The 17,983-nt window shown below is 72.5% G+C and carries 19 protein-coding genes; 9 read left to right on the forward strand and 10 right to left on the reverse strand.

Features of this window, described 5'->3' with window-relative positions; translation table 11 throughout:
- Window positions 1-104: 104 nt before the first annotated feature.
- On the reverse strand, window positions 105-1,556 hold the full coding sequence (locus ABD708_RS08245) for a phytoene desaturase family protein (protein ID WP_344753192.1): 1,452 nt from the start codon (window positions 1,554-1,556) through the stop codon (window positions 105-107).
- A 148-nt stretch (window positions 1,557-1,704) separates the two neighbouring features.
- Here ABD708_RS08245 and ABD708_RS08250 point away from each other — a divergent pair, with 148 nt between their 5' ends.
- On the forward strand, window positions 1,705-3,153 hold the full coding sequence (locus ABD708_RS08250) for a lipase maturation factor family protein (protein WP_344753193.1): 1,449 nt from the start codon (window positions 1,705-1,707) through the stop codon (window positions 3,151-3,153).
- A 97-nt stretch (window positions 3,154-3,250) separates the two neighbouring features.
- Here the strand turns inward: ABD708_RS08250 and ABD708_RS08255 are convergent, their stop codons facing one another.
- The 4 genes from ABD708_RS08255 to ABD708_RS08270 all read right to left on the reverse strand — a co-directional run bounded on the left by ABD708_RS08255 (window position 3,251) and on the right by ABD708_RS08270 (window position 6,677).
- Complete coding sequence (locus ABD708_RS08255) at window positions 3,251-3,778, reverse strand: hypothetical protein (RefSeq protein WP_344753195.1); 528 nt, start codon at window positions 3,776-3,778, stop codon at window positions 3,251-3,253.
- 45 nt (window positions 3,779-3,823) lie between these two features.
- Window positions 3,824-5,194, reverse strand: coding sequence for a serine/threonine-protein kinase (locus ABD708_RS08260; protein ID WP_344753197.1), 1,371 nt, complete (start codon window positions 5,192-5,194; stop codon window positions 3,824-3,826).
- Window positions 5,195-5,243: 49 nt separating this feature from the next.
- Complete coding sequence (locus tag ABD708_RS08265) at window positions 5,244-5,615, reverse strand: iron chaperone (RefSeq protein ID WP_344753199.1); 372 nt, start codon at window positions 5,613-5,615, stop codon at window positions 5,244-5,246.
- A gap of 138 nt (window positions 5,616-5,753) precedes the next feature.
- A complete protein-coding gene (locus tag ABD708_RS08270; RefSeq protein ID WP_344753202.1) occupies window positions 5,754-6,677 on the reverse strand; it encodes an SDR family NAD(P)-dependent oxidoreductase in 924 nt (307 codons plus the stop codon).
- Between the two features lie 57 nt (window positions 6,678-6,734).
- On the opposite strand from ABD708_RS08270, the gene ABD708_RS08275 reads away from it, so the two are divergent.
- Window positions 6,735-7,922 carry an NADH:flavin oxidoreductase gene (locus tag ABD708_RS08275; RefSeq protein ID WP_344753203.1) on the forward strand — a complete coding sequence of 396 codons (1,188 nt, stop codon included), beginning with the start codon at window positions 6,735-6,737 and terminating at the stop codon, window positions 7,920-7,922.
- 14 nt (window positions 7,923-7,936) lie between these two features.
- On the opposite strand, the gene ABD708_RS08280 is transcribed toward ABD708_RS08275, so the two are convergent.
- Both ABD708_RS08280 and ABD708_RS08285 read right to left on the reverse strand, forming a co-directional pair.
- On the reverse strand, window positions 7,937-8,104 hold the full coding sequence (locus ABD708_RS08280; protein ID WP_344753206.1) for a hypothetical protein: 168 nt from the start codon (window positions 8,102-8,104) through the stop codon (window positions 7,937-7,939).
- A 10-nt stretch (window positions 8,105-8,114) separates the two neighbouring features.
- Window positions 8,115-8,267 carry a hypothetical protein gene (locus ABD708_RS08285; protein WP_344753210.1) on the reverse strand — a complete coding sequence of 51 codons (153 nt, stop codon included), beginning with the start codon at window positions 8,265-8,267 and terminating at the stop codon, window positions 8,115-8,117.
- A gap of 209 nt (window positions 8,268-8,476) precedes the next feature.
- On the opposite strand from ABD708_RS08285, the gene ABD708_RS08290 reads away from it, so the two are divergent.
- Genes ABD708_RS08290 through ABD708_RS08310 form a run of 5 tightly spaced genes read left to right on the forward strand, consistent with a single transcriptional unit; the run spans window position 8,477 to window position 13,262 of the window.
- Window positions 8,477-9,211, forward strand: coding sequence for a S1C family serine protease (locus ABD708_RS08290; protein WP_344753214.1), 735 nt, complete (start codon window positions 8,477-8,479; stop codon window positions 9,209-9,211).
- A gap of 17 nt (window positions 9,212-9,228) precedes the next feature.
- The gene (locus ABD708_RS08295) at window positions 9,229-10,200 is read left to right on the forward strand and encodes an AAA family ATPase (protein WP_344753217.1); all 972 of its coding nucleotides are present in this window, start codon (window positions 9,229-9,231) and stop codon (window positions 10,198-10,200) included.
- Between the two features lie 9 nt (window positions 10,201-10,209).
- The gene (locus tag ABD708_RS08300) at window positions 10,210-11,214 is read left to right on the forward strand and encodes a DUF58 domain-containing protein (RefSeq protein ID WP_344753220.1); all 1,005 of its coding nucleotides are present in this window, start codon (window positions 10,210-10,212) and stop codon (window positions 11,212-11,214) included.
- Entirely contained in the window at window positions 11,211-12,173 is a 963-nt protein-coding gene (locus ABD708_RS08305) for a VWA domain-containing protein (RefSeq protein WP_344753223.1), read from the forward strand. Before ABD708_RS08300 ends, ABD708_RS08305 begins: the two co-directional genes overlap by 4 nt.
- Window positions 12,174-13,262, forward strand: a complete 1,089-nt coding sequence (locus tag ABD708_RS08310) for a VWA domain-containing protein (protein ID WP_344753225.1) — start codon at window positions 12,174-12,176, stop codon at window positions 13,260-13,262.
- Here the strand turns inward: ABD708_RS08310 and ABD708_RS08315 are convergent.
- From ABD708_RS08315 to ABD708_RS08325, 3 genes are all read right to left on the reverse strand, one after another.
- Entirely contained in the window at window positions 13,259-14,569 is a 1,311-nt protein-coding gene (locus ABD708_RS08315) for an anthranilate synthase component I family protein (protein WP_344753227.1), read from the reverse strand. The two genes, ABD708_RS08310 and ABD708_RS08315, sit on opposite strands and share 4 nt — an antisense overlap.
- A gap of 77 nt (window positions 14,570-14,646) precedes the next feature.
- Window positions 14,647-15,756, reverse strand: a complete 1,110-nt coding sequence (locus ABD708_RS08320; protein ID WP_344753229.1) for a 5-methyltetrahydropteroyltriglutamate--homocysteine S-methyltransferase — start codon at window positions 15,754-15,756, stop codon at window positions 14,647-14,649.
- A gap of 24 nt (window positions 15,757-15,780) precedes the next feature.
- On the reverse strand, window positions 15,781-16,515 hold the full coding sequence (locus tag ABD708_RS08325; protein WP_344753231.1) for a potassium channel family protein: 735 nt from the start codon (window positions 16,513-16,515) through the stop codon (window positions 15,781-15,783).
- A 45-nt stretch (window positions 16,516-16,560) separates the two neighbouring features.
- Between ABD708_RS08325 and ABD708_RS08330 the strand changes: the two genes are divergently transcribed.
- Window positions 16,561-17,211, forward strand: coding sequence for an MSMEG_4193 family putative phosphomutase (locus ABD708_RS08330; RefSeq protein WP_344753233.1), 651 nt, complete (start codon window positions 16,561-16,563; stop codon window positions 17,209-17,211).
- A complete protein-coding gene (locus tag ABD708_RS08335) occupies window positions 17,208-17,978 on the forward strand; it encodes an SCO1664 family protein (protein WP_344753235.1) in 771 nt (256 codons plus the stop codon). The genes ABD708_RS08330 and ABD708_RS08335 overlap by 4 nt, the downstream gene beginning before the upstream one ends.
- Window positions 17,979-17,983: the final 5 nt, after the last annotated feature.

The following is a 17,983-nucleotide window of genomic DNA, read 5'->3' on the forward strand; positions in this document are numbered from 1 at the left end:
TCCGCCACCCAGGGGCTTAGCGCGACCCCCATGAGGGGGTCATGATGCGCGCATGAGACAACAAGTTTACAGGAGTAAAAGAATCGCCGCGAATCCTCGGCGTGTTATCGATGCTGATCGGGCGCTAAATCCTGAATTGCCATATGCAACTCACGCAGGGCGAGACGCGCCGCCTGCCACCCCGACTGGCCGTGCACGCCGGGCCCCGGAGCGGTCGACCCGCCGCACAGATAGACACCGGGAAGCGGCGTGCGCCACGGTGCCGCCCGCGGCAGAGGCCTCGCCACGAGCTGCCACGCCGAGGTCGCCCCGGCGGCGATGTCGCCGCCGATGAAATTGGGGTCCAGCTGCTCGAGCTCGCGCGCCGAGGTGCCGGCGCTCGCGAGCACGGTGTCTCGGAAGCCGGGAGCGAACCGCTCGATCTCCGCCGTGATCGCCTCGGTGCGGTCATCGGCCGTTCCCGCCGGGACGTGCGTGTAAGCCCACAGCACGTGCTTGCCCTCGGGCGCGCGCGTCGCGTCGATCGCGCTCGGCTGGCTGATGAGCAGATACGGATGCCGAGGCAGGCGCCCGCTCGCGACCTCGCCCTCCGCGTGCGCGATCTCGGCCCGCGTGCCGCCGATGTGGACCGTCACCGCGTCGCGCAGCTCCGGCGCAGCCCAGGGCACCGGATCGCTGAGCGCGAAGTCGACCTTCGCGATGCCGTCGCCGTAACGGAAGCGGCGCAGCGCGGCGAGATACGGCGACGGCAGGCGCTCCCCCGCCAACCGCGCGAGGGCGCGCGGTGTGACGTCGAGCAGCACGGCGTCGGCATCCGCCAGCTCGGCGATGTCGTCGACCTCGACCCCGGTCTCGATGCGCCCGCCGTGCGCGAGCAGGTCGTCGGCCAGCGCCTGGGTGATCGCCCCGCTGCCGCCGCGCGGTACGGGCCAGCCGCGCGCGTGCGCGAACGCGGCGAGCACGAGGCCGGGGGCGGCCGCGCCGATGGCAGGCAGCCGCTTGTTGGTGTGGGCGATCACGCCGGTGAGCAGCGCCGGGGCGGCATCCGTCAGGAAATCGGTGCTCCACAGCGCGCTGCCCTGCTCGAGCGCGCGCAGGCCGAGCCGCAGCGCGACGATAGGGTGCGCGGGTGGCAGGAAGGAACCCCCGATGACGTCGGCCACGCGGTCGGCGTCGGCGGCAAGCGGCCAGAGCAGGCGACGCCAGGTCGAGGCATCCGCCCCCAGTCCCTGCGCCGTGCGCTCGAGGTCGCGCCAGGCGAGCGCCGCGTGCGTCTCATCGAGAGCGTGCCCGTAAGACAGCTCGGGGGTGAGCAGCTCGATGCGCCGGTCGAGCCCGAACGCCCGGAAGAACGGGGAATGCGCCGCCATGGGATGCACGGCGGAGCCCACATCGTGATGGAAGCCGGGCAGGGTGAGCTCGCGCGTCGCCGCGCCGCCGCCGATGTGGTCGGCGCGCTCGATCACCGTTACCGCGAGCCCCGCGCGGGCGAGCGTCACGGCACCCGCGAGCCCGTTCGGCCCCGAGCCGACGACGATCGCGCGCCCGCTGGACATCCCGCCAGGCTAGCCCTAATGGCCGCGCCGGTCCTTGCCCGGCGCGGGTCGTTGCGCGACGCGCCGTACACGCCGCCGCGCCGCTATGGCTGGGAACGCAGGCAGGGGGTGTCGCAACGCCGGTGCGCGCGCTACGGTCGCCGGTGTCATGGACTGGCAGGGCATGAGCTGGCTCGGAACCGGCGATTACGACGTCGCACGCGAGGTGCTGCAGCGTGGCGTGGCTGCCGTCTTCCTGATCGCCTTCCTGTCGGCCGCCGATCAGTTCCCGGCACTGCTCGGCGAGCACGGGCTGCTGCCAGTGCCGCGGTTCCTCGGCTCTGCGTACGCGCGCCGACAGCCGACCGTGTTCCGCTGGCATTACAGCGATCGGATGCTGCGCCTGATCGCCTGGGGCGGCGCGGTCGTCGCGGCGAGCCTCGTCGCGGGGCTTCCCCAGCACGTGCAGCCGTGGCTCACGACGGTGCTCTTCCTGCTGCTCTGGGGCGCATATCTCTCGATCGTCAACGTCGGCCAGACGTTCTACGGTTTCGGGTGGGAGTCGCTGCTCTGCGAGGCCGGTTTCACCGTCGCGTGGCTGGGGTCCTCTACGACCGCGACTCCGGTGACAACGCTGTTCCTGATCCGCTGGCTCGTGTTCCGCCTCGAGTTCGGGGCGGGCATGATCAAGCTGCGCGGCGGGCAGGAGTGGCGCGATCTCACTGCGCTCTACTACCACCACGAGACCCAGCCGATGCCGGGCCCGCTGAGCCGGCAGGCGCACCTGCTGCCGAAGTGGTTGCACCGCGGCGAGGTGCTCGGCAATCACTTCGCGCAGCTGGTGTGCCCGTTCTTCCTGTTCGCACCGCAGCCGATCGCCTCGATCGCGGCGGCCGTCATGATCGTGACGCAGCTCTGGCTGATCGTGACGGGCAACTTCGCCTGGCTCAACTGGATCACGGTCGTGCTGCTGTTCTCGGGCATCAGCGACGAGGTCGTGCACGCGGTCATCCCGGGCTGGGCGTGGCCGGTCTCCGCGAGCGCCGGGGGCGGGATGCCGCTCTGGTACGCGGTGCCGGTGCTCGCGGCATCCGTGCTGCTCGTGTATCTGTCGTGGTGGCCGGCACGCAATCTGGTGGCGAAGCGACAGCTGATGAACGCGAGCTTCAACCGCTGGCACCTGGTCAATGCGTACGGCGCGTTCGGCACGGTGACGAAGCGGCGGGACGAGATCGTGATCGAGGGCACGGATGCCGCGGACGGGGCGTCCGGCTGGCGGGAGTACGAGTTCCACGGCAAGCCGGGCGACCCGTCGCGCGTGCCGCGGTGGTTCGCCCCGTACCACCTGCGGCTCGACTGGCTGATGTGGTTCCTGGCGCTGGGCGCCGAGGGCGGCGGCTGGTTCGACATGCTGCTCGTGCGACTGCTGCAGGCGGACCGTCCGACGCTGCGGCTGCTGCGCGTCGACCCGTTCGACGGGTTGCCGCCGCGCTTGGTGCGGGCACGGGTGTTCCGCTACCGCTTCGCGACGCGGGCGGAGCACCGGCAGACCGGGCTCGTATGGATTCGCGAGGAGCGCGGGCTGCTGGTTCCGCCTGTCGGCGGGCGCGATCGCTGACGAGCGGGCACGGGGGAAGGGCACCGGCGACGCCGAGTCCGGAGCAAACGTCGCCAACAGCGCTGTATGGCCGCGACGACTCCGTATTCGGTGCGACTCAGCCGACGAGCCGGTCGGGCACCTCGAACTGCAGCCGCCCGAGCCACTCGGCGTACTCCCCCGGCCATGGCCGACCCGTGGGCAGCCGCCGCAGCTGGCGCCGCACCTCCCACGACGACGACGCGACCGGCAGCACCCGCGTCGGAGCCTTCCGCGACAGCGCGCCGAACCACCAGTGCCGCCACGTGCCCTCCACCGACTCGGGGTCGAGCACCAGGTAGTAGTCGGGCAGCTGGGCGCGACCGGCGCGCAGGGCATCCACCGCCGCCTGTGCCTCGAACTCGAGCGTCTCGAGCGTGACGCGATCGTCGAAGAACTCGACCCACGCCGCCGCGACGTGCGCGAGCGGATCGGCGTCGCTGACGATGTACGACGCCTGCGAATGGTTGATACGGAGCGATGCGGCATCCTCATCGCCGTCGGCGACGGTGAAGGCATCCACATTGCGCAGGGCTCCGAGCTCGGCGATCAGCTCGGGCGACTCGCCGCCGACGAGGGCGACCACGGTTCCGGAAGATACGGCCATGCTCCAGCGTATGCGCTGGACGGATGCCGCAGACGGATGCCGCGCCTAATCACCGCCGCCCTTCTTGCCCTTGTCCTTGCCGTTCCCGTGACCGGGGCCGCCGCCGGGACCGTTGCCCGGCCCGTTCCCACCGGCGGGCTCCTTGCCAGGGCCGCCGCCGGGCGGCGCGGGAACGGCCGTCACCGTCACGACCGGCTGCGGCACCGCGGTCGTTGTCGTCACGGCCGGCGACGTCGCGGTCGGCGATGGGTGCGCGGCCGCATGGTGGTTCGAGGCGAGCGCGATCGCGATGGCTCCGCCCGCGACGAGCGCCGCCGCCACGCCGGCGGCGATCAGTCCCGCCCGGCGTCGGCGGCGCGCCGGCTCGCGCCCGAGCACGGGCTCGGGCACGCCCGAGCCGTCGACAGGCGCCAGTCGCCGCGTGGGCGCCGTGCGCTCCGCCGGAGCTCCCGAGAATCCCGAAGGCCCCAGAACACCCGGATAGCGCAGAGTCCGCCCGGTCTCCGATGCCGTCTGCATCGGCACGGTCGCGCCGCCTTCCGCCGGCGCCGCCTGCCGCGCAGCCTCCACCGGCGCCGCCGGCTGCGCACCCTCCACCGAAAGCGCCGGCAGCCCCGCAGCCGTCGCCGCGACGTCAGCCGCCGCCGGCCGCGCCTCGGGCTCGCGCGCGGTCATCGCGGCGAGCAGCGCGGCCCACTCGGCGGGCAGCCCGGCCGGAATCGCCGGGTCCCGTGTCAGCCGCGCAACGGCCGACTCGACCGAGGTCCCCGGGAAAGCGCGCTGACCTGTGACGGTCTCCAGCGCGACGAGGCCGAGGGCGTAGACATCCGTCGCTGCACCGGCTGCCTGCCCGGCGACCTGCTCCGGGCTCAGGTACGCCGCCGTGCCGAGCACGGTTCCCGCGGTGGTGAGCCGCTCGGCTCCCACGAGTTGGGCGATTCCGAAGTCGACGAGCTTGAGGCGGCCGGCATCCCGCTCGATCAGGACGTTCTCCGGCTTGAGGTCGCGGTGAACGATGCCGCGCTCATGCAGATAGGCGAGCGCGCCGGAGAGCTCCACCACGACACGGCGGGCGAGCTCAGCGTCGGCGCCGAAGCGGGCGAGGCGCTGCCGCAGCGACTCGCCCTCCACGAGCTCCATCACCAGGAATCCGTCGTGGTCCGCCGCGTCGAGCTCTGCGTCGAACAGCGTGACGAGATGCGGATGATTCGCCCCGGCGAGCAGCCGCACCTCGCGCAGTCGCCGCTCGGCGTCATCGCCCGGCGCGCCGGTGTCGAACACCTTCACCGCGACGTCGCGCCCGAGCTTCTCGTCCCGCGCGCGGAAAACCGTCGCCATTCCGCCGCGCCCCAGCGCCTCGCCCAGCAGATATCGCTCGGCGAGGACGGTGCGCGGCGCCCCATCGCTTTCGGACACGCGCCTCCTCCTCGTCAGCAACCCACCCTATGAGCGGGTCACTGAGCAATCAGGGGGTGGCGATATTCGCGTCGATCTGATCGCGGCGCGCACGCACGAGCTCGTCGAACACGTCGAGGGGCAAGGGATGCCTGCTCGTGAAGTGCACGGACCCCGTCGTCGTCTCGAGCTCGGGGTGGGCGGCTGCAACGATCGAGACGGCGACGCCGCTGAACGGGTACGCCGAATAACCCGCCTTCGTGGCCTGCAGCGAGATGAGCGCCTTGCCGCGGTAGATCAGCGCCGGCATCCCGTAGCTGCGCCCCTCGGCCGCCCCGTCGACGATCTCCCGCGCACGCTCGAAGTACGGGCGCAGCACCTTCGCGCGCCCCTCGTCGATCGACCCGAGGTACCCCTCGACCTCGGAGACCGTGTCGGACATGCGAACAGTGTGCACCCCGCCGGGCAGCCCCGGCTAGCGCCACCTGGCGACACGGTTGCGCTATTGCGATCCGCTATGCGCTACTCGGATCCGAGCAGCGCAATGCGGAAGCCGGTAGCGCAGCCGGCGGGCCGAGACTCACGGGCGGAACTCGGTGGCCGCCCACCGCTCCGAGAGGCGCCAGAGCTCGCGGCCGAACTCCGGTCGCGCGCTCGCGGCGCGCGGGGTCAGCGGCACGGGCGGGCCCTTCACCCACCACGCCGGAGCATAGAGCTCGCCGCCGCGGGCGCCCGGGTCGGTGAGCGCTCGCACGAGCGGCGTCGCGCCGTGGTTCTTGCCCTGCGCGCCGAACGCGAGCCAGCGCTCGAAGGCCGGAGGGCGCGGGGTGACGCCCGCGCGCGCCGCGGTGAGCCCGTCGGCCGAGTAGCCGGGGTGCGCGGCCAGCGCGATCGAGGACGAGCCGGATTCCCGCAGCCTGCGGTTCAGCTCCCACGCGAAGCCCTGCACCGCGTGCTTGGAGAGCGCGTAGGCACGGCCGCCCGAGTAGTCGTGGTCGCTGTTCAGCGCGGACGCGTCGGCCGGGGCGAACATCGTCGCCATGCTGGTCATGCCCACCCAGCGGCTGCCGGCGGTGCGCGCCAGCGCGGGCCAGGCGGTCGCCGCCAGCAGGAAGTGGCCGACGTGATTCGTCGCGAGGGTCAGCTCGAGGCCTTCGGGCGTGAGCTGCCGCCGTCGCGGGCCCCACGTGATGGCGCCGTTGGCCGCGACGCCGTCGAGGCGCTCCCACTCGGCGACGGATTCACCTGCGGCGCGAACGGATGCCGGCGAGGCGAGGTCCAGCGGCAGGAATCCGATCTCGGCGCCGTCGATGCGGCGCTCGATCGCTGAGATCGCCCGCCGGGCCCTGGCCTCGTCGCGTGCCGCGATCACCACGCGGGCGCCGGCGCCGGCGAGCTGCTCGGCGGCGAAGTAGCCGATGCCGCGGCTGCCGCCCGTGACGAGGAACACCTTCCCGCTCTGGTTCGGCAGGCGCCTCGGGTCCCACTCGTCTCGTGCCGGCATCCGTCACCCTCCTCGGTCGTCGCTTAAGCACACTCTGACGCGTCGTAAGGTGCAAACGTGACGACCGACACACCCCCGGATCCGCTGGCCCCCGCCCGGCTGGGGCCGGTCACGCTGCGCAATCGCGTGATCAAGTCGGCGACCTTCGAGGGGCGCACCCCCGAGGCGCTCGTCACGCAGGATCTCGTCGACTTCCACGTCGAGCTCGGCCGCGGCGGCGTGGGCATGACGACCGTCGCGTATCTCGCGGTCGCCCCAGAGGGCCGCACCGAGCGGCGGCAGCTGTGGTGGCGCCCCGAGGCGCTGCCGGGGCTGCGCGAACTGACCGATGCGGTGCACGCGACCGGCGCGAAGGTGAGCGCCCAGATCGGGCACGCGGGCCCGGTCTCCGACAGCCGGTCGACGGGGCTGCAGTCGATCGCGCCCTCGCGGCGCTTCGACCAGATGGCGCTCGGCACCGGCCTCGACCGCGCGGCGACCCGTGACGACATCGACCGCATCGTGCGCGCCCACGCGCAGGCGGCGAGCTGGGCGGTCGAGGTCGGATTCGACGCCGTCGAGGTGCACCTCGGCCACAACTACCTCGCGAGCTCGTTCCTGAGCCCGCGGCTCAATCGGCGCCGCGACGAGTTCGGCGGCTCGCTCGAGCACCGCGCCGAGCTCCCGCGCCGCATCGTGACGGCCGTGCGCGAGGCGGTGGCCCGGGCGGGCGACGACGTCGCCGTGCTCGCGAAGCTCAACATGGACGACGGCGCCCGCGGCGGCCTCGCCCCCGCAGAGTCACTCGCTTTCGCAAAGCTGCTCGAGGCCGATGGGAACCTCGACGCGCTCGAGCTGACCGGCGGATCCTCGCTGCTGAACCCCATGTACCTCTTCCGCGGCGACGTGCCGCTCACCGAGTTCGCCCGCACGCAGCATCCGCTCATCGGCCTCGGCCTGCGCTGGTTCGGCGGAGTGCTCTTCAAGCGCTACCCGTACCACCCGCTCTACTTCCTCGAGCTCGCGCGCGCGTTCCGCGCCGAGCTCGCGCTGCCGCTCGTGCTGCTCGGCGGCGTGACCGATCTCGGCGGCATGAACACGGCGATGGCCGAGGGCTTCGAGTTCGTGGGCATGGCGCGGGCCCTGCTGCGCGAGCCTGACCTGATCACGAAGCTGAGGGCGGATGCCGGCACCGAATCGGCCTGCATCCACTGCAACCTCTGCGTGCCGACGATCTACGAGCGCACGGTGTGCCCGCTGACGTGACGCCGCCGCCCGGTTCAGGCCGCGTCGAGCTTCTTGACCTTCGGCAGGCCGGCGGCGTGCTTACAGGCGAGGTACGGCAACAGCGGCGATGCCGAGAAGTGCCGGGATGTCGCCTCAATCGAGGTGAGGGGACATCCCGGCACTTCTCGGCACGCGAGCGGCGCGGCGAGGATGATCAACACGGCCGCACGATCAGTGCACCTCGCGCAGACGCCGCTCGAGGAAGGCCGCCTCGACCTCGTTCGCAGTGAGGAGCAGGGCCTCGCGGTGGGCGTCGGCCGCGGCATCCGTCTCTCCCAGCCGGCGCAGCAGCTCAGCGCGCGTCGCCCAGCCGGTCAGCCGCACACGCGACGACAATAGATGGCCCATCACAGCGGGAATAAGGGCATCGTTTGTCGTCGCGCGACGGACTCACGGAACGTCGTCGCAGATCAGCGAAAACGGATTTCCCCAGATTTAACCGATTCCTAGGCGGGCGTGCTTAGCGTGAGCACATGGCGGGCCCGCGCGCTCGGGGACTCTCAGCTCTGAGCCGATTTCCCAGCCCCCGCGCGATGCTGATCGTCGCCGGGGCGCTCGTCGCCGTGCTCGTGCTGGTCGTCGGGGTGCTCGCGTTCCGGCTGGGCGGTGCGACCACCGCCGCCGACGCGGCGAAGCACACCCCGACGCCGACCCCCACCGCGACGGCCCCGACCGTCTCGCAGCTCTACCGCCTCGTCGGCCCCTCGGTCGTCGTCATCGAGACCACCACGGGCGAGCTCGGCACGGGAGTCGTCGCCACGAGCGACGGCACGATCCTCACCGCGAACCACGTGATCTCGGGCGGCGGGGCGATCGACGTCACCTTCTCCGACAGGACCACGGCTCTGGCATCCGTCGTCTCCTCAGACCCCAAGACGGACATCGCCGCCCTGATGCCGAACAAGCTGCCCGAGCCGCTCGTGCCCGCCACGCTCGGCGGCGGCGCGAGCGTCGGCGCGCCGGTCGTCGCGATCGGCAACCCGCTCGGGCTGGCCTACAGCGTCTCCTCCGGCGTCGTCTCGGGCACCGATCGCGAGGCGGACACCGACCAGGGCAAATTCGACGGCCTGATCCAGTTCGACGCGAGCGTGAACCCCGGCAGCTCGGGCGGCCCGCTGCTCGACGGGAGCGGCGACGTCATCGGCATCGTCGTCTCGATCGCCGACCCCGGGCACGACGGCGCGTGGGCCGGCGTCGGCTTCGCCGTGCCGATCGGCGCGGCGCTCGGCGGCGGCGGGTCGGGCACCTTGCAGGGACCGCAGATCTAGAGATCAGGGAGAGACGGATGCCGGAACCACACCCCCTCGAGCACGTGCTGTTCGAGGTCAAGCGCACGATCGTCGGGCAGGACGTGCTGCTCGAGCGCATGGCCGTCGCCCTGCTCTCGGGCGGCCATCTGCTCGTGGAGGGCGTCCCGGGGCTCGCCAAGACCCTCGCCGTGAAGTCGCTGGCGGCGGCGATCGGCGGGCAGTTCCAGCGCATCCAGTTCACGCCGGATCTCGTGCCGGCCGACCTCGTCGGCACCCGTGTGTACCACCAGCACACGGGCGAGTTCGAGACCGTGCTCGGGCCCGTGTTCGCGAACCTGCTGCTCGCCGACGAGATCAACCGCGCGCCCGCGAAGGTGCAGTCGGCGCTGCTCGAGGTGATGCAGGAGCACCAGGTGACGATCGGGCGCGAGACGTTCCGGGTGCCCGAGCCTTTCCTCGTGATGGCGACCGAGAACCCCATCGAGTCCGAGGGCACCTACCCGCTGCCCGAGGCGCAGGTCGACCGCTTCATGATGAAGGTCGTCGTCGACTACCCGACGCCGCCCGAGGAGCACGCGATCGTCGAGCGCTCGCTGCGGCCGACTCCGCTGATCCAGGCGATGCTCTCGCCCGAGCGGCTGATCGCGATGCGCGGGCAGGTCGACGGGGTCTACGTCGACCCGGCGATCACCGACTACGCCGTGCGGCTCGTCGCGGCGACCCGGGCGCCCGGCGTCGTGGGCCTCGGCGAGCTGGAGCGCTACATCTCCTACGGCGCCTCCCCCCGGGCATCCATCGCCCTCGTGCTCGCGGGCCGTGCGCTCGCCTTCCTGCGCGGCCGCGCCTATGTGCTGCCGCAGGATCTCGCCGAGCTCGCCCTCGACGTGCTGCGCCACCGCATCGTGCTCAGCTACGAGGCGCTCGCCGACGAGCTCGACGCCGACGCCATCGTGACGCGCGTGCTCGGCGTCGTGCCGGCGCCCGAGGTGGTGCTGCAGAGCAGATGAGGGGCACGGATGCCTGAGCGCGCAGCGCGTCGTCAGCCGGCCGGAGCGGCCGGCTTCGAAGAGCGCAGCATGCCTGAGCGCGGAACGCGCACCACCGAGAAACTGCTGCTGCGGCTCGAGTGGCGTGTGCTGCGCCGCCTCGAGGGCCGCGTGCAGGGCGGCTACCGCACGGCGCACCGCGGCCAGGGCTTCGACTTCGCGAGCCTGCGCGAGTACGTCGCCGGCGACGACGCCCGGCGCATGGACTGGAACGTCACTGCCCGCCTCGGCGCGCCCCACGTGCGCGTCTTCACCGAGGACCGCGAGCTCACGGCCTGGCTCGTGCTCGACCGCTCGGCGTCTCTGGGCGCGGGGCGGCGCGACGCAGCGGGCCGCGGCAAGGACGACGTGCTCGCCGAGCTCGCGCTCGCCCTCGCGCGGCTGTTCGGCCGCGGCGGCAACCGGGTGGGGGCGCTGCTCTACGACGAGGGCGCGACCCGCGTCGTGCCCCCGGGCACCGGGCGCCGGCACGCGCTGCGCATCGGGCACGAACTGTGGCGGCGGGCATCCGCCGTTCCCCCGCGCGCCGGAACGACGACCGACCTCGCCGCCATGCTCGATCGCGTCGCCGGGCTCGCGCGCCGCCGCAGCCTCATCGTCGTCGTCTCGGACTTCATCGGCACGGGCGACTGGCCCGCCGCCCTGCTGCGGCTCACCCAGCGGCACGAGGTGGTGGCGCTGCGCGTGACCGACGCCGCCGACGGCGAGCTGCCCGAGGCCGGCCTGATCCTCGTCGAGGACGCCGAGACGGGCGAGCAGCTCATCGTCGACACGTCAGACCCCGTGTTCCGCGCGGGATTCCGAGCGGGCGCCGAGCGGCACGACGCCGAGCTCACGGCGGGCATGCGCCGCGCCGGCGTGCCGATGCACCGCGTCGACACCGAGCGCGAGCTCGACCGCGCGCTCGTCGAGATCATCGCGGCGACCGGCCGGCCCGGCGCGAGCGCAGGCGCACACACGGCGAGCCGACCATGACCCTCGCCGCCGCTCCCCTGCTCGTGCTCGGCGTGGTCGTCGTCGCGGCGCTGATCGTCGTCGCCGTCGTCTTCGAGCGGCGGCGCGCGACCGCCCTCGCCCGGCTGGGCGCGACCCGCGCGGGCGCGGGAGCCGCCCGCCGCACCGGCGTGGCCCTGACGATCGCGGGGGTGGCGGTGCTCGCCTTCGGGGCGGCCGGGCCTGCGGCATCCGTGCCCACTCCGCGTGCCTCCGGCACCGTGATCCTCGCGATGGACGTCTCCCAGTCGATGAGCGCGACCGACGTGAAGCCGAGCCGCATCGTCGCGGCCGAGAAGGCGGCGAGGCAGTTCATCGAGGCCCAGCCGTCGAGCGTCGACATCGGCGTGGTTGCCTTCGAAGAGGGCGCGCTCGTGACCACGCGGCCGAACGCCGACCACACGCAGGCGCTGAACGCGATCTCGCGGCTCAACATCTCGGGCGGCACCTCCCTCGGCGCGGCGATCACGAGCTCGCTTTCGACCATCACGGGCAAGACGGTGTCGATCGGGCCGGACGGCCGACTGCCCGACCTCGGCTACTGGGGCTCGGCGACCATCGTCATCTTCAGCGACGGGCAGGACATGAGCCAGGGCGGCACGGATGCCGACACGGCGGCGCAGCTCGCCGAGCAGTCCGGCGTGCACATCGACACGGTCGGCGTCGGCACGACGGCGGGCACGACCGTCGAGGCGGACGGATTCCGCCTGCACACGGCCCTCGATGAGGACGCGCTGAAGGCGATCTCGCAGACCACGGGCGGCACGTACCACCCGGCATCGGATGCCGCGCAGCTCGGCAGCGTCGCGAAGTCGATCGACCTGCGGCTCACGATCCAGAACAAGGCCTACCCGCTCGCGGGCGCGCTCATCGGGCTCGCCCTCGCGCTGCTGCTCGGCGGCGCCGTGCTCACCGTGGCCGGCACGGGGCGGGTGGTCTGAATGTCGTTCAGCTGGCCGTGGCTGCTGCTCGCGCTGGTCGCGATCCCGGCGCTGCTGGGCGTCGCCTGGTGGCTCAGGCGCCGCCGGCGGCGCGCAGCCGTGCGCGTCGCGTCGATCGCGCTCGTCAGGCAGGCGCTGCCGCAGCGCAGCAGCTGGGTCAGACGGATTCCGGTGGCACTCATGCTGCTGGGGATCGGGGTGCTCGCCGTCGGGGCGGCGCGGCCGCAGGCATCCGTCACGGTCCCGTCGAAATCGTCGACGATCATGCTCGCGCTCGACGTCTCCGGCTCGATGTGCTCGACCGACGTCGACCCGAACCGCATCACGGCGGCCGAGCAGCAGGCGAGCTCGTTCATCTCGTCGCTGGCCGGCGGCCCCAAGGTGGGCCTGGTCGCGTTCGCGGGCACGGCCGGGGTGCTCGTGCCGCCGACGACGGACACGACGACGCTGCAGGACGCGCTGAAGGGCCTCACGACCTCGCGCGGCACCGCGATCGGGCAGGCGATCGTCACCTCGCTCGACGAGATCTCGAAGGTGGACCCCTCCGTGCCGCCGACGGGCGCCGACTTCGCACCGCCGACCGCCGCGCCGGCGCCCGACTCGGCGGATTTCGCGCCCGACGCGATCGTGCTGCTCACCGACGGCGCCAACACGCAGGGCACCGACCCGCAGCTCGCCGCCCGGCTCGCCGCGGCGCGGCACGTGCGGGTGTTCACGATCGGTTTCGGCACGACGACCCCCTCGGCGATGGTGTGCCCTGGGCAGCAGCTGAACGACGGCTTCGGGGGCTTCGGCGGCGGCGGTTTCGGGCCCGGAGCCGGCGGCGGATTCGACGGCGGCCGCGGCGGCAACTCGGTGCTGCAGATCGACGAGCGCGCGCTCAAGCAGATCGCGAAGACGACGGGCGGCACCTACCACCGGGCGCAGAGCGCCGACCAGCTGAAGAGCGCGCTCGACAGCCTGCCCAGCAAGTTCAGCCTCGTGAAGCAGAACGTCGACCTCGCCGCGTGGTTCGCCGGCATCGGCGGTCTGTTGATCGCGGTCGCGGTCGGGCTGTCGCTGTGGCTCTCGCGAGTGCGCACGGGCTAAGGCTGCGCGCCGAGCGCCGCGAGCAGCGCGGCCGCCTTGAGCTTCATCTCGGCGAGCTCCGCCTCCGGGTCGGAGGACGCGGTGATGCCGCCGCCCGTGCCGAAAGACGCACGGTCGCCGGCGACCACGATCGTGCGGATCGTCGTCGCGAAATCGGCCGATCCGTCCGCCGCGAGGTAGCCGAACGCGCCGGCATATGCCCCGCGCGGCATGCCTTCCAGCCCGCGCAGCAGCTCGACCGCCCGGCGCTTCGGCGCGCCCGTCATCGACCCGGCGGGGAACAGCGCAGCGACGGCATCCACCGCTGTCCTGCCCGGTGCGAGCCGCCCCGTCACCGTGCTCACCAGCTGGTGCACCGTGCGATAGCTCTCGATCGCGAACAGGCTCTCGACCGTCACGGAGCCGAGCTCGCTCACCTGCGACAGGTCGTTGCGCACGAGATCCACGATCATGAGGTTCTCGGCCTGCTCCTTGTCGCTCGCGCGCAGCTCCGCCGCGAGCGCGGCGTCGGCGGCGGGCTCAGCCGCCCGAGGCCGCGTGCCCTTCATCGGACGCGTCGAGGCCACCCCGTCGCGCACCTCGACGAACCGCTCCGGCGAGGCGCTCAGCAGCTCGAGGCCGCCGAGCCGCAGCAGGCCGCCGTGATGGCTCGGGGCGAGCCGCCGCAGCCGGCGGTAGACCTCGGTCGGCGCGGCCGGCCGGGGTGCCGACCACTGCTCGGTGAGGCAGAGCTGATAGGCATCCCCGGCGGCGATCCGCGCCTGACACGCACGGATCAGCTCGAGATAGCGCGCGTCGTCGTGCGCGCGCGTGACCGGCGTGTGGCCGGAGGCGGCGGGCGGGGCGGATGCCTCGGCTGGCGCCGCCGCCAGCCGGCGCAGCGTCGCCTCGGCCCAGCCCCGGTCCGACTCCTCCGCGACGATGCGCACCGCGCGCCGCGCGTGGTCGAACACGACCGCGCGCTCCAGCAGCACGGCCGTGGCGAGCGGCCCGTCACCGGCCGGCGCCTCCGCTCCGAGCAGCGCCGAGCCGAACTCGTGCGAGAGCCACGCCGCCCACGCGGGCAGCAGCCCGGCTCCCGACGAGCCGGGAACGCTGCGCAGCGCGGCGAGCATCGGCTCGGCATCCGCCGCGGCCGTCGCGCTCAGCCGCTGCGGCTCCGCACCCGGCCAGCCGATCAGGCTCATCCCCTCGGCGGCGTCAGGCCCTGAGTCGAGCCACACCACCTCGCCGCTGCCGCCGTCGAGCGCGAGGAATGCCGCCTCGGGGTCGACCCAGCGCCCGGCATCCGTCTCGATCAAGCGCACCTCTCATCGCACCGGTCGAGCACAGCTCGATCGGGAGCCGACCGCGTGACAGCCCACCGGGCTGTCACCTCACGCGGTCAGCTCCACACGTCAGCCGCGATGGCGACGACTTCGCGCACCTTCGCCCACTGCTGCTCCTCGGTGAGCACATTGCCCTCCTCGGTGGAGGCGAAGCCGCACTGCGGGCTGAGCGCCAGCTGCTCGAGCGGAGCGAACGCGGTCGCCTCGTCGATGCGCTTCTTGACCGCGTCGACATCCTCGAGCTCGCCGCTCTTCGAGGTGATGAGGCCGAGCACCACCGTCTTGTCCCCGCGCGGCAGGAAGCGCAGCGGCTCGAAGCCGCCGGCGCGCTCGCTGTCGTACTCGAGGAAGTAGCCGTCGTAGGCCGTGTTCCCGAGCAGTTGCTCGGCCACGGGCTCGTAGCCGCCCGAGGCGATCCAGGTGGAGCGGAAGTTGCCGCGGCACACGTGCGTCGTGATCGTCATGTCGTCGGGCTTGCCCTCGAGCGACGCGTTGATCAGCTCGGCATAGCGCTCGGCGAGGCCGTCGATACGGATGCCGCGGGCGGCGGCCTTCTCGAGCTCGGTGTCCGAGCAGAGATACGCCCAGGCCGTGTCGTCGAACTGCAGGTAGCGGCACCCGGCGTCGTAGAACGCCCTGACGGCGGTGCGGTATGCCGCGGCGAGGTCGTCGAACGCATCCTCGTGATCGGCGTAGGCGCCGGTCGTCACCGCGTCAGAGTCAAGCCGGAAGTGCAGCACCGTCGGCGACGGGATCGTCATCTTGGGCAGCGCCCCAGCCGGAGCGTTCTCCCTCAGGTACTGGAAGTGCGCGAGGAACGGATGCGTCGCCGAGAAGCCGATGCGGTCGGTGACGCGCAGCACCTGGCTCTTGGTCGCGACGCCCGCGAACTGGATGCCGTGGTCGGAGTCGACCACCGACACCCCGTCGAGCCCATCATAGAAGTCGTAGTGCCACCACGCTCGGCGGAACTCCCCGTCGGTGACGGCGCGCAACCCGGCATCCTGCTGCCGCCGGGTGACGTCGGTGATCGCCGCGTCCTCGATCTCCCTCAGCCCCGCGGCGTCGAGCCGCCCTTCTTCGACGTCGGCGCGCGCCCGCTTCACGCTCTCGGGGCGAAGGAAGCTGCCGACGATGTCACTGCGGAACGGAGGATCGATGCTCACGGTTTCACGGTAGTCGCTCGCCGCTCATTCCTCCGGCGTCTCGGCCGCCTTCTCGAGCTGGTGCCGCAGCGCGCGGATCTCCTCGCGCAGCTCCTCGAACTGCAGCGCCGTGATCACCTGCTCCTCTGCCTGCTCCTCTTCCGAGACGCGCTCGACGATCCACGAGGCGAGCGTCGCCGTCACGACGCCGATGAGCGCGACGCCGCCGAACATCAGGCAGACGGCGACGAGCTTCCCGATGACGGTCACCGGCGTGACGTCGCCGTAGCCGACCGTGGTGATCGTCACGATCGCCCACCACAGCGCGTCGCCGATCGTCTGAATGCGGCCGCCGTGCCCGTACTCCGCCTCCAGTTCGGCGAGCGAGGCGACGTAGACGAGCAGCGCCGCGCCGCCGACGGCGAACACGACGATGCGGCCGCGGAACTGCGTGCCCGCGTGGCGCTGCAGCAGGATGAACGCCGAGGCCACGCGCAGCAGGCGCAGCGGCCGGAGGATCGGCAAGGCGACGATCGCGAGATCGATCAGGTGGGTGTAGAACCAGCGCCAGCGCGGCCTCGCGAGAGCGAGGCTCACGACGTAGTCGATGGCGAACGCCGTCCACCCGATCCACTCGAACACCTCGGAGACGTCGCGCGCCGTGCCGCGCAGCTCCCCGATGACCTCCCACGAGTACGCGATGAGAAACACCACCGCGAGCCCGGCGAGCGGCCAGTCGGTCCAGCGCCGCCACTGCTGCTGGGTGATGCGCTGCGCCATGCGCCGACTCTAGTGAGGAACGCCCTCAGGAGACAGGATGGAGCGATGGCCACCGTCGTCTTCGTCCGGCACGGGCGCACCGCCGCGAACGCGCGCGGCGTGCTCGCGGGGCGCAGCGCCGGCGTAGGGCTCGACGAGGTCGGCCGAGAGCAGGCGACGCGCACGGCCGAGCGCCTCGCCGCCGTGCCTCTCGCGGCGGTCGTCTCGAGCCCGCTGATGCGCTGCCGCCAGACGGCCCGCGCGATCCTCGACCGGCAGGCGGGCGCCCCAGCCGCCCCCGTCGACCGCGGCTTCATCGAGGCCGACTACGGCAGCTGGCAGGGCCGCGCCCTCAGCGAGCTCGCCCGCGAGCCGCTGTGGTCGGTGGTGCAGTCGCGGCCCTCTGCCGCGGAGTTCCCCGGCGGCGAGTCGCTGACCGCGATGCAGGCGCGGGCGCTTGCGGCGCTGCGGCGGCACGACGAGGCCGTCGAGGCGGCGTCGGGTGCGGCATCCGTCTTCGCCGTCGTCACGCACGCCGACATCATCAAGTCGCTCATTGTGGCTGCGCAGGGGCGCCCGCTCGACGAGTTCCAGCGGGTGCAGGTCGCCCCGGCATCCGTCTCGATCGTCCGCTACCGGGGCGAAGAGGCGGAGGTGCTCGGCGTCAACACCCACGACGGCGATCTCGCCGAGTTTCTCGACGGAGTGCGGAGATGACGGATGCCGCGGCCGAGCCGCCCGCCGGCGATCTGCGCCTCCTCGGGCGCATCTCATCGGCGTCCAACGCGGCGTTCCTCGCGGCGATCGGCGAGACCCCCGTCATCTACAAGCCGACCGCGGGCGAGAAGCCGCTGTGGGACTTCCCCGACGGCGATCTCGCGCGGCGCGAGGTGGCGGCCTATCTCGTCTCAGAGGCGCTCGGCTGGGGCATCGTGCCGCCCACCTGGCTGCGCGATGGACCGTTCGGCGAGGGCATGGTGCAGCTGTGGCGTGAGCCGAGCGGCCGGCACGCGGTCGAGCTGTCGGCGCCCGACGCCGCGGCAGAGTCGGGCCGCCGTCGCGTCTTCGACATCATCGGCGAGCCCGACTTCCCCGTCGCGATCGTGCACGAGGACTCCGCGCCGCTGCGCCGCATCGCCGTCTTCGACGTCATCGTGAACAACGCCGACCGCAAGGGCGGCCACATCCTCGAGATGCCCGACGGCCACCGCCACGGCGTGGATCACGGCCTCACCTTCCACGTCGACGACAAGCTGCGCACGGTGCTCTGGGGCTGGGTCGGCGACGAGTTGACGGATGCCGAGCTGGCCGGCGTCGCGCAGGTGCGGGCCCGGCTCGGCGATGCTCTGGGCACCGCGCTCGCCGAGCTGCTCAGCCCCTACGAGCTCGAGATGCTCGACTTCCGCAGCGAGCTGCTGCTCACCGAGCAGCGCTTCCCCGCGCCGCAGGGCTCATGGCACACCGTGCCGTGGCCTCTTCTCTAGCCGGT

It is taken from the genome of Gryllotalpicola koreensis (assembly GCF_039538185.1).
GTDB classification, from domain to species: domain Bacteria; phylum Actinomycetota; class Actinomycetes; order Actinomycetales; family Microbacteriaceae; genus Gryllotalpicola; species Gryllotalpicola koreensis.

Bases quoted from the DNA above. Each gene is read 5' to 3' on its own strand.
- ABD708_RS08245 (WP_344753192.1), bottom strand. From the start codon at position 1,556: ATGTCCAGCGGGCGCGCGATCGTCGTCGGCTCGGGGCCGAACGGGCTC.
- ABD708_RS08250 (WP_344753193.1), top strand. From the start codon at position 1,705: ATGGACTGGCAGGGCATGAGCTGGCTCGGAACCGGCGATTACGACGTC.
- ABD708_RS08255 (WP_344753195.1), bottom strand. From the start codon at position 3,778: ATGGCCGTATCTTCCGGAACCGTGGTCGCCCTCGTCGGCGGCGAGTCG.
- ABD708_RS08265 (WP_344753199.1), bottom strand. From the start codon at position 5,615: ATGTCCGACACGGTCTCCGAGGTCGAGGGGTACCTCGGGTCGATCGAC.
- ABD708_RS08270 (WP_344753202.1), bottom strand. From the start codon at position 6,677: ATGCCGGCACGAGACGAGTGGGACCCGAGGCGCCTGCCGAACCAGAGC.
- ABD708_RS08290 (WP_344753214.1), top strand. From the start codon at position 8,477: ATGCTGATCGTCGCCGGGGCGCTCGTCGCCGTGCTCGTGCTGGTCGTC.
- ABD708_RS08295 (WP_344753217.1), top strand. From the start codon at position 9,229: ATGCCGGAACCACACCCCCTCGAGCACGTGCTGTTCGAGGTCAAGCGC.
- ABD708_RS08300 (WP_344753220.1), top strand. From the start codon at position 10,210: ATGCCTGAGCGCGCAGCGCGTCGTCAGCCGGCCGGAGCGGCCGGCTTC.
- ABD708_RS08305 (WP_344753223.1), top strand. From the start codon at position 11,211: ATGACCCTCGCCGCCGCTCCCCTGCTCGTGCTCGGCGTGGTCGTCGTC.
- ABD708_RS08310 (WP_344753225.1), top strand. From the start codon at position 12,174: ATGTCGTTCAGCTGGCCGTGGCTGCTGCTCGCGCTGGTCGCGATCCCG.
- ABD708_RS08325 (WP_344753231.1), bottom strand. From the start codon at position 16,515: ATGGCGCAGCGCATCACCCAGCAGCAGTGGCGGCGCTGGACCGACTGG.
- ABD708_RS08330 (WP_344753233.1), top strand. From the start codon at position 16,561: ATGGCCACCGTCGTCTTCGTCCGGCACGGGCGCACCGCCGCGAACGCG.
- ABD708_RS08335 (WP_344753235.1), top strand. From the start codon at position 17,208: ATGACGGATGCCGCGGCCGAGCCGCCCGCCGGCGATCTGCGCCTCCTC.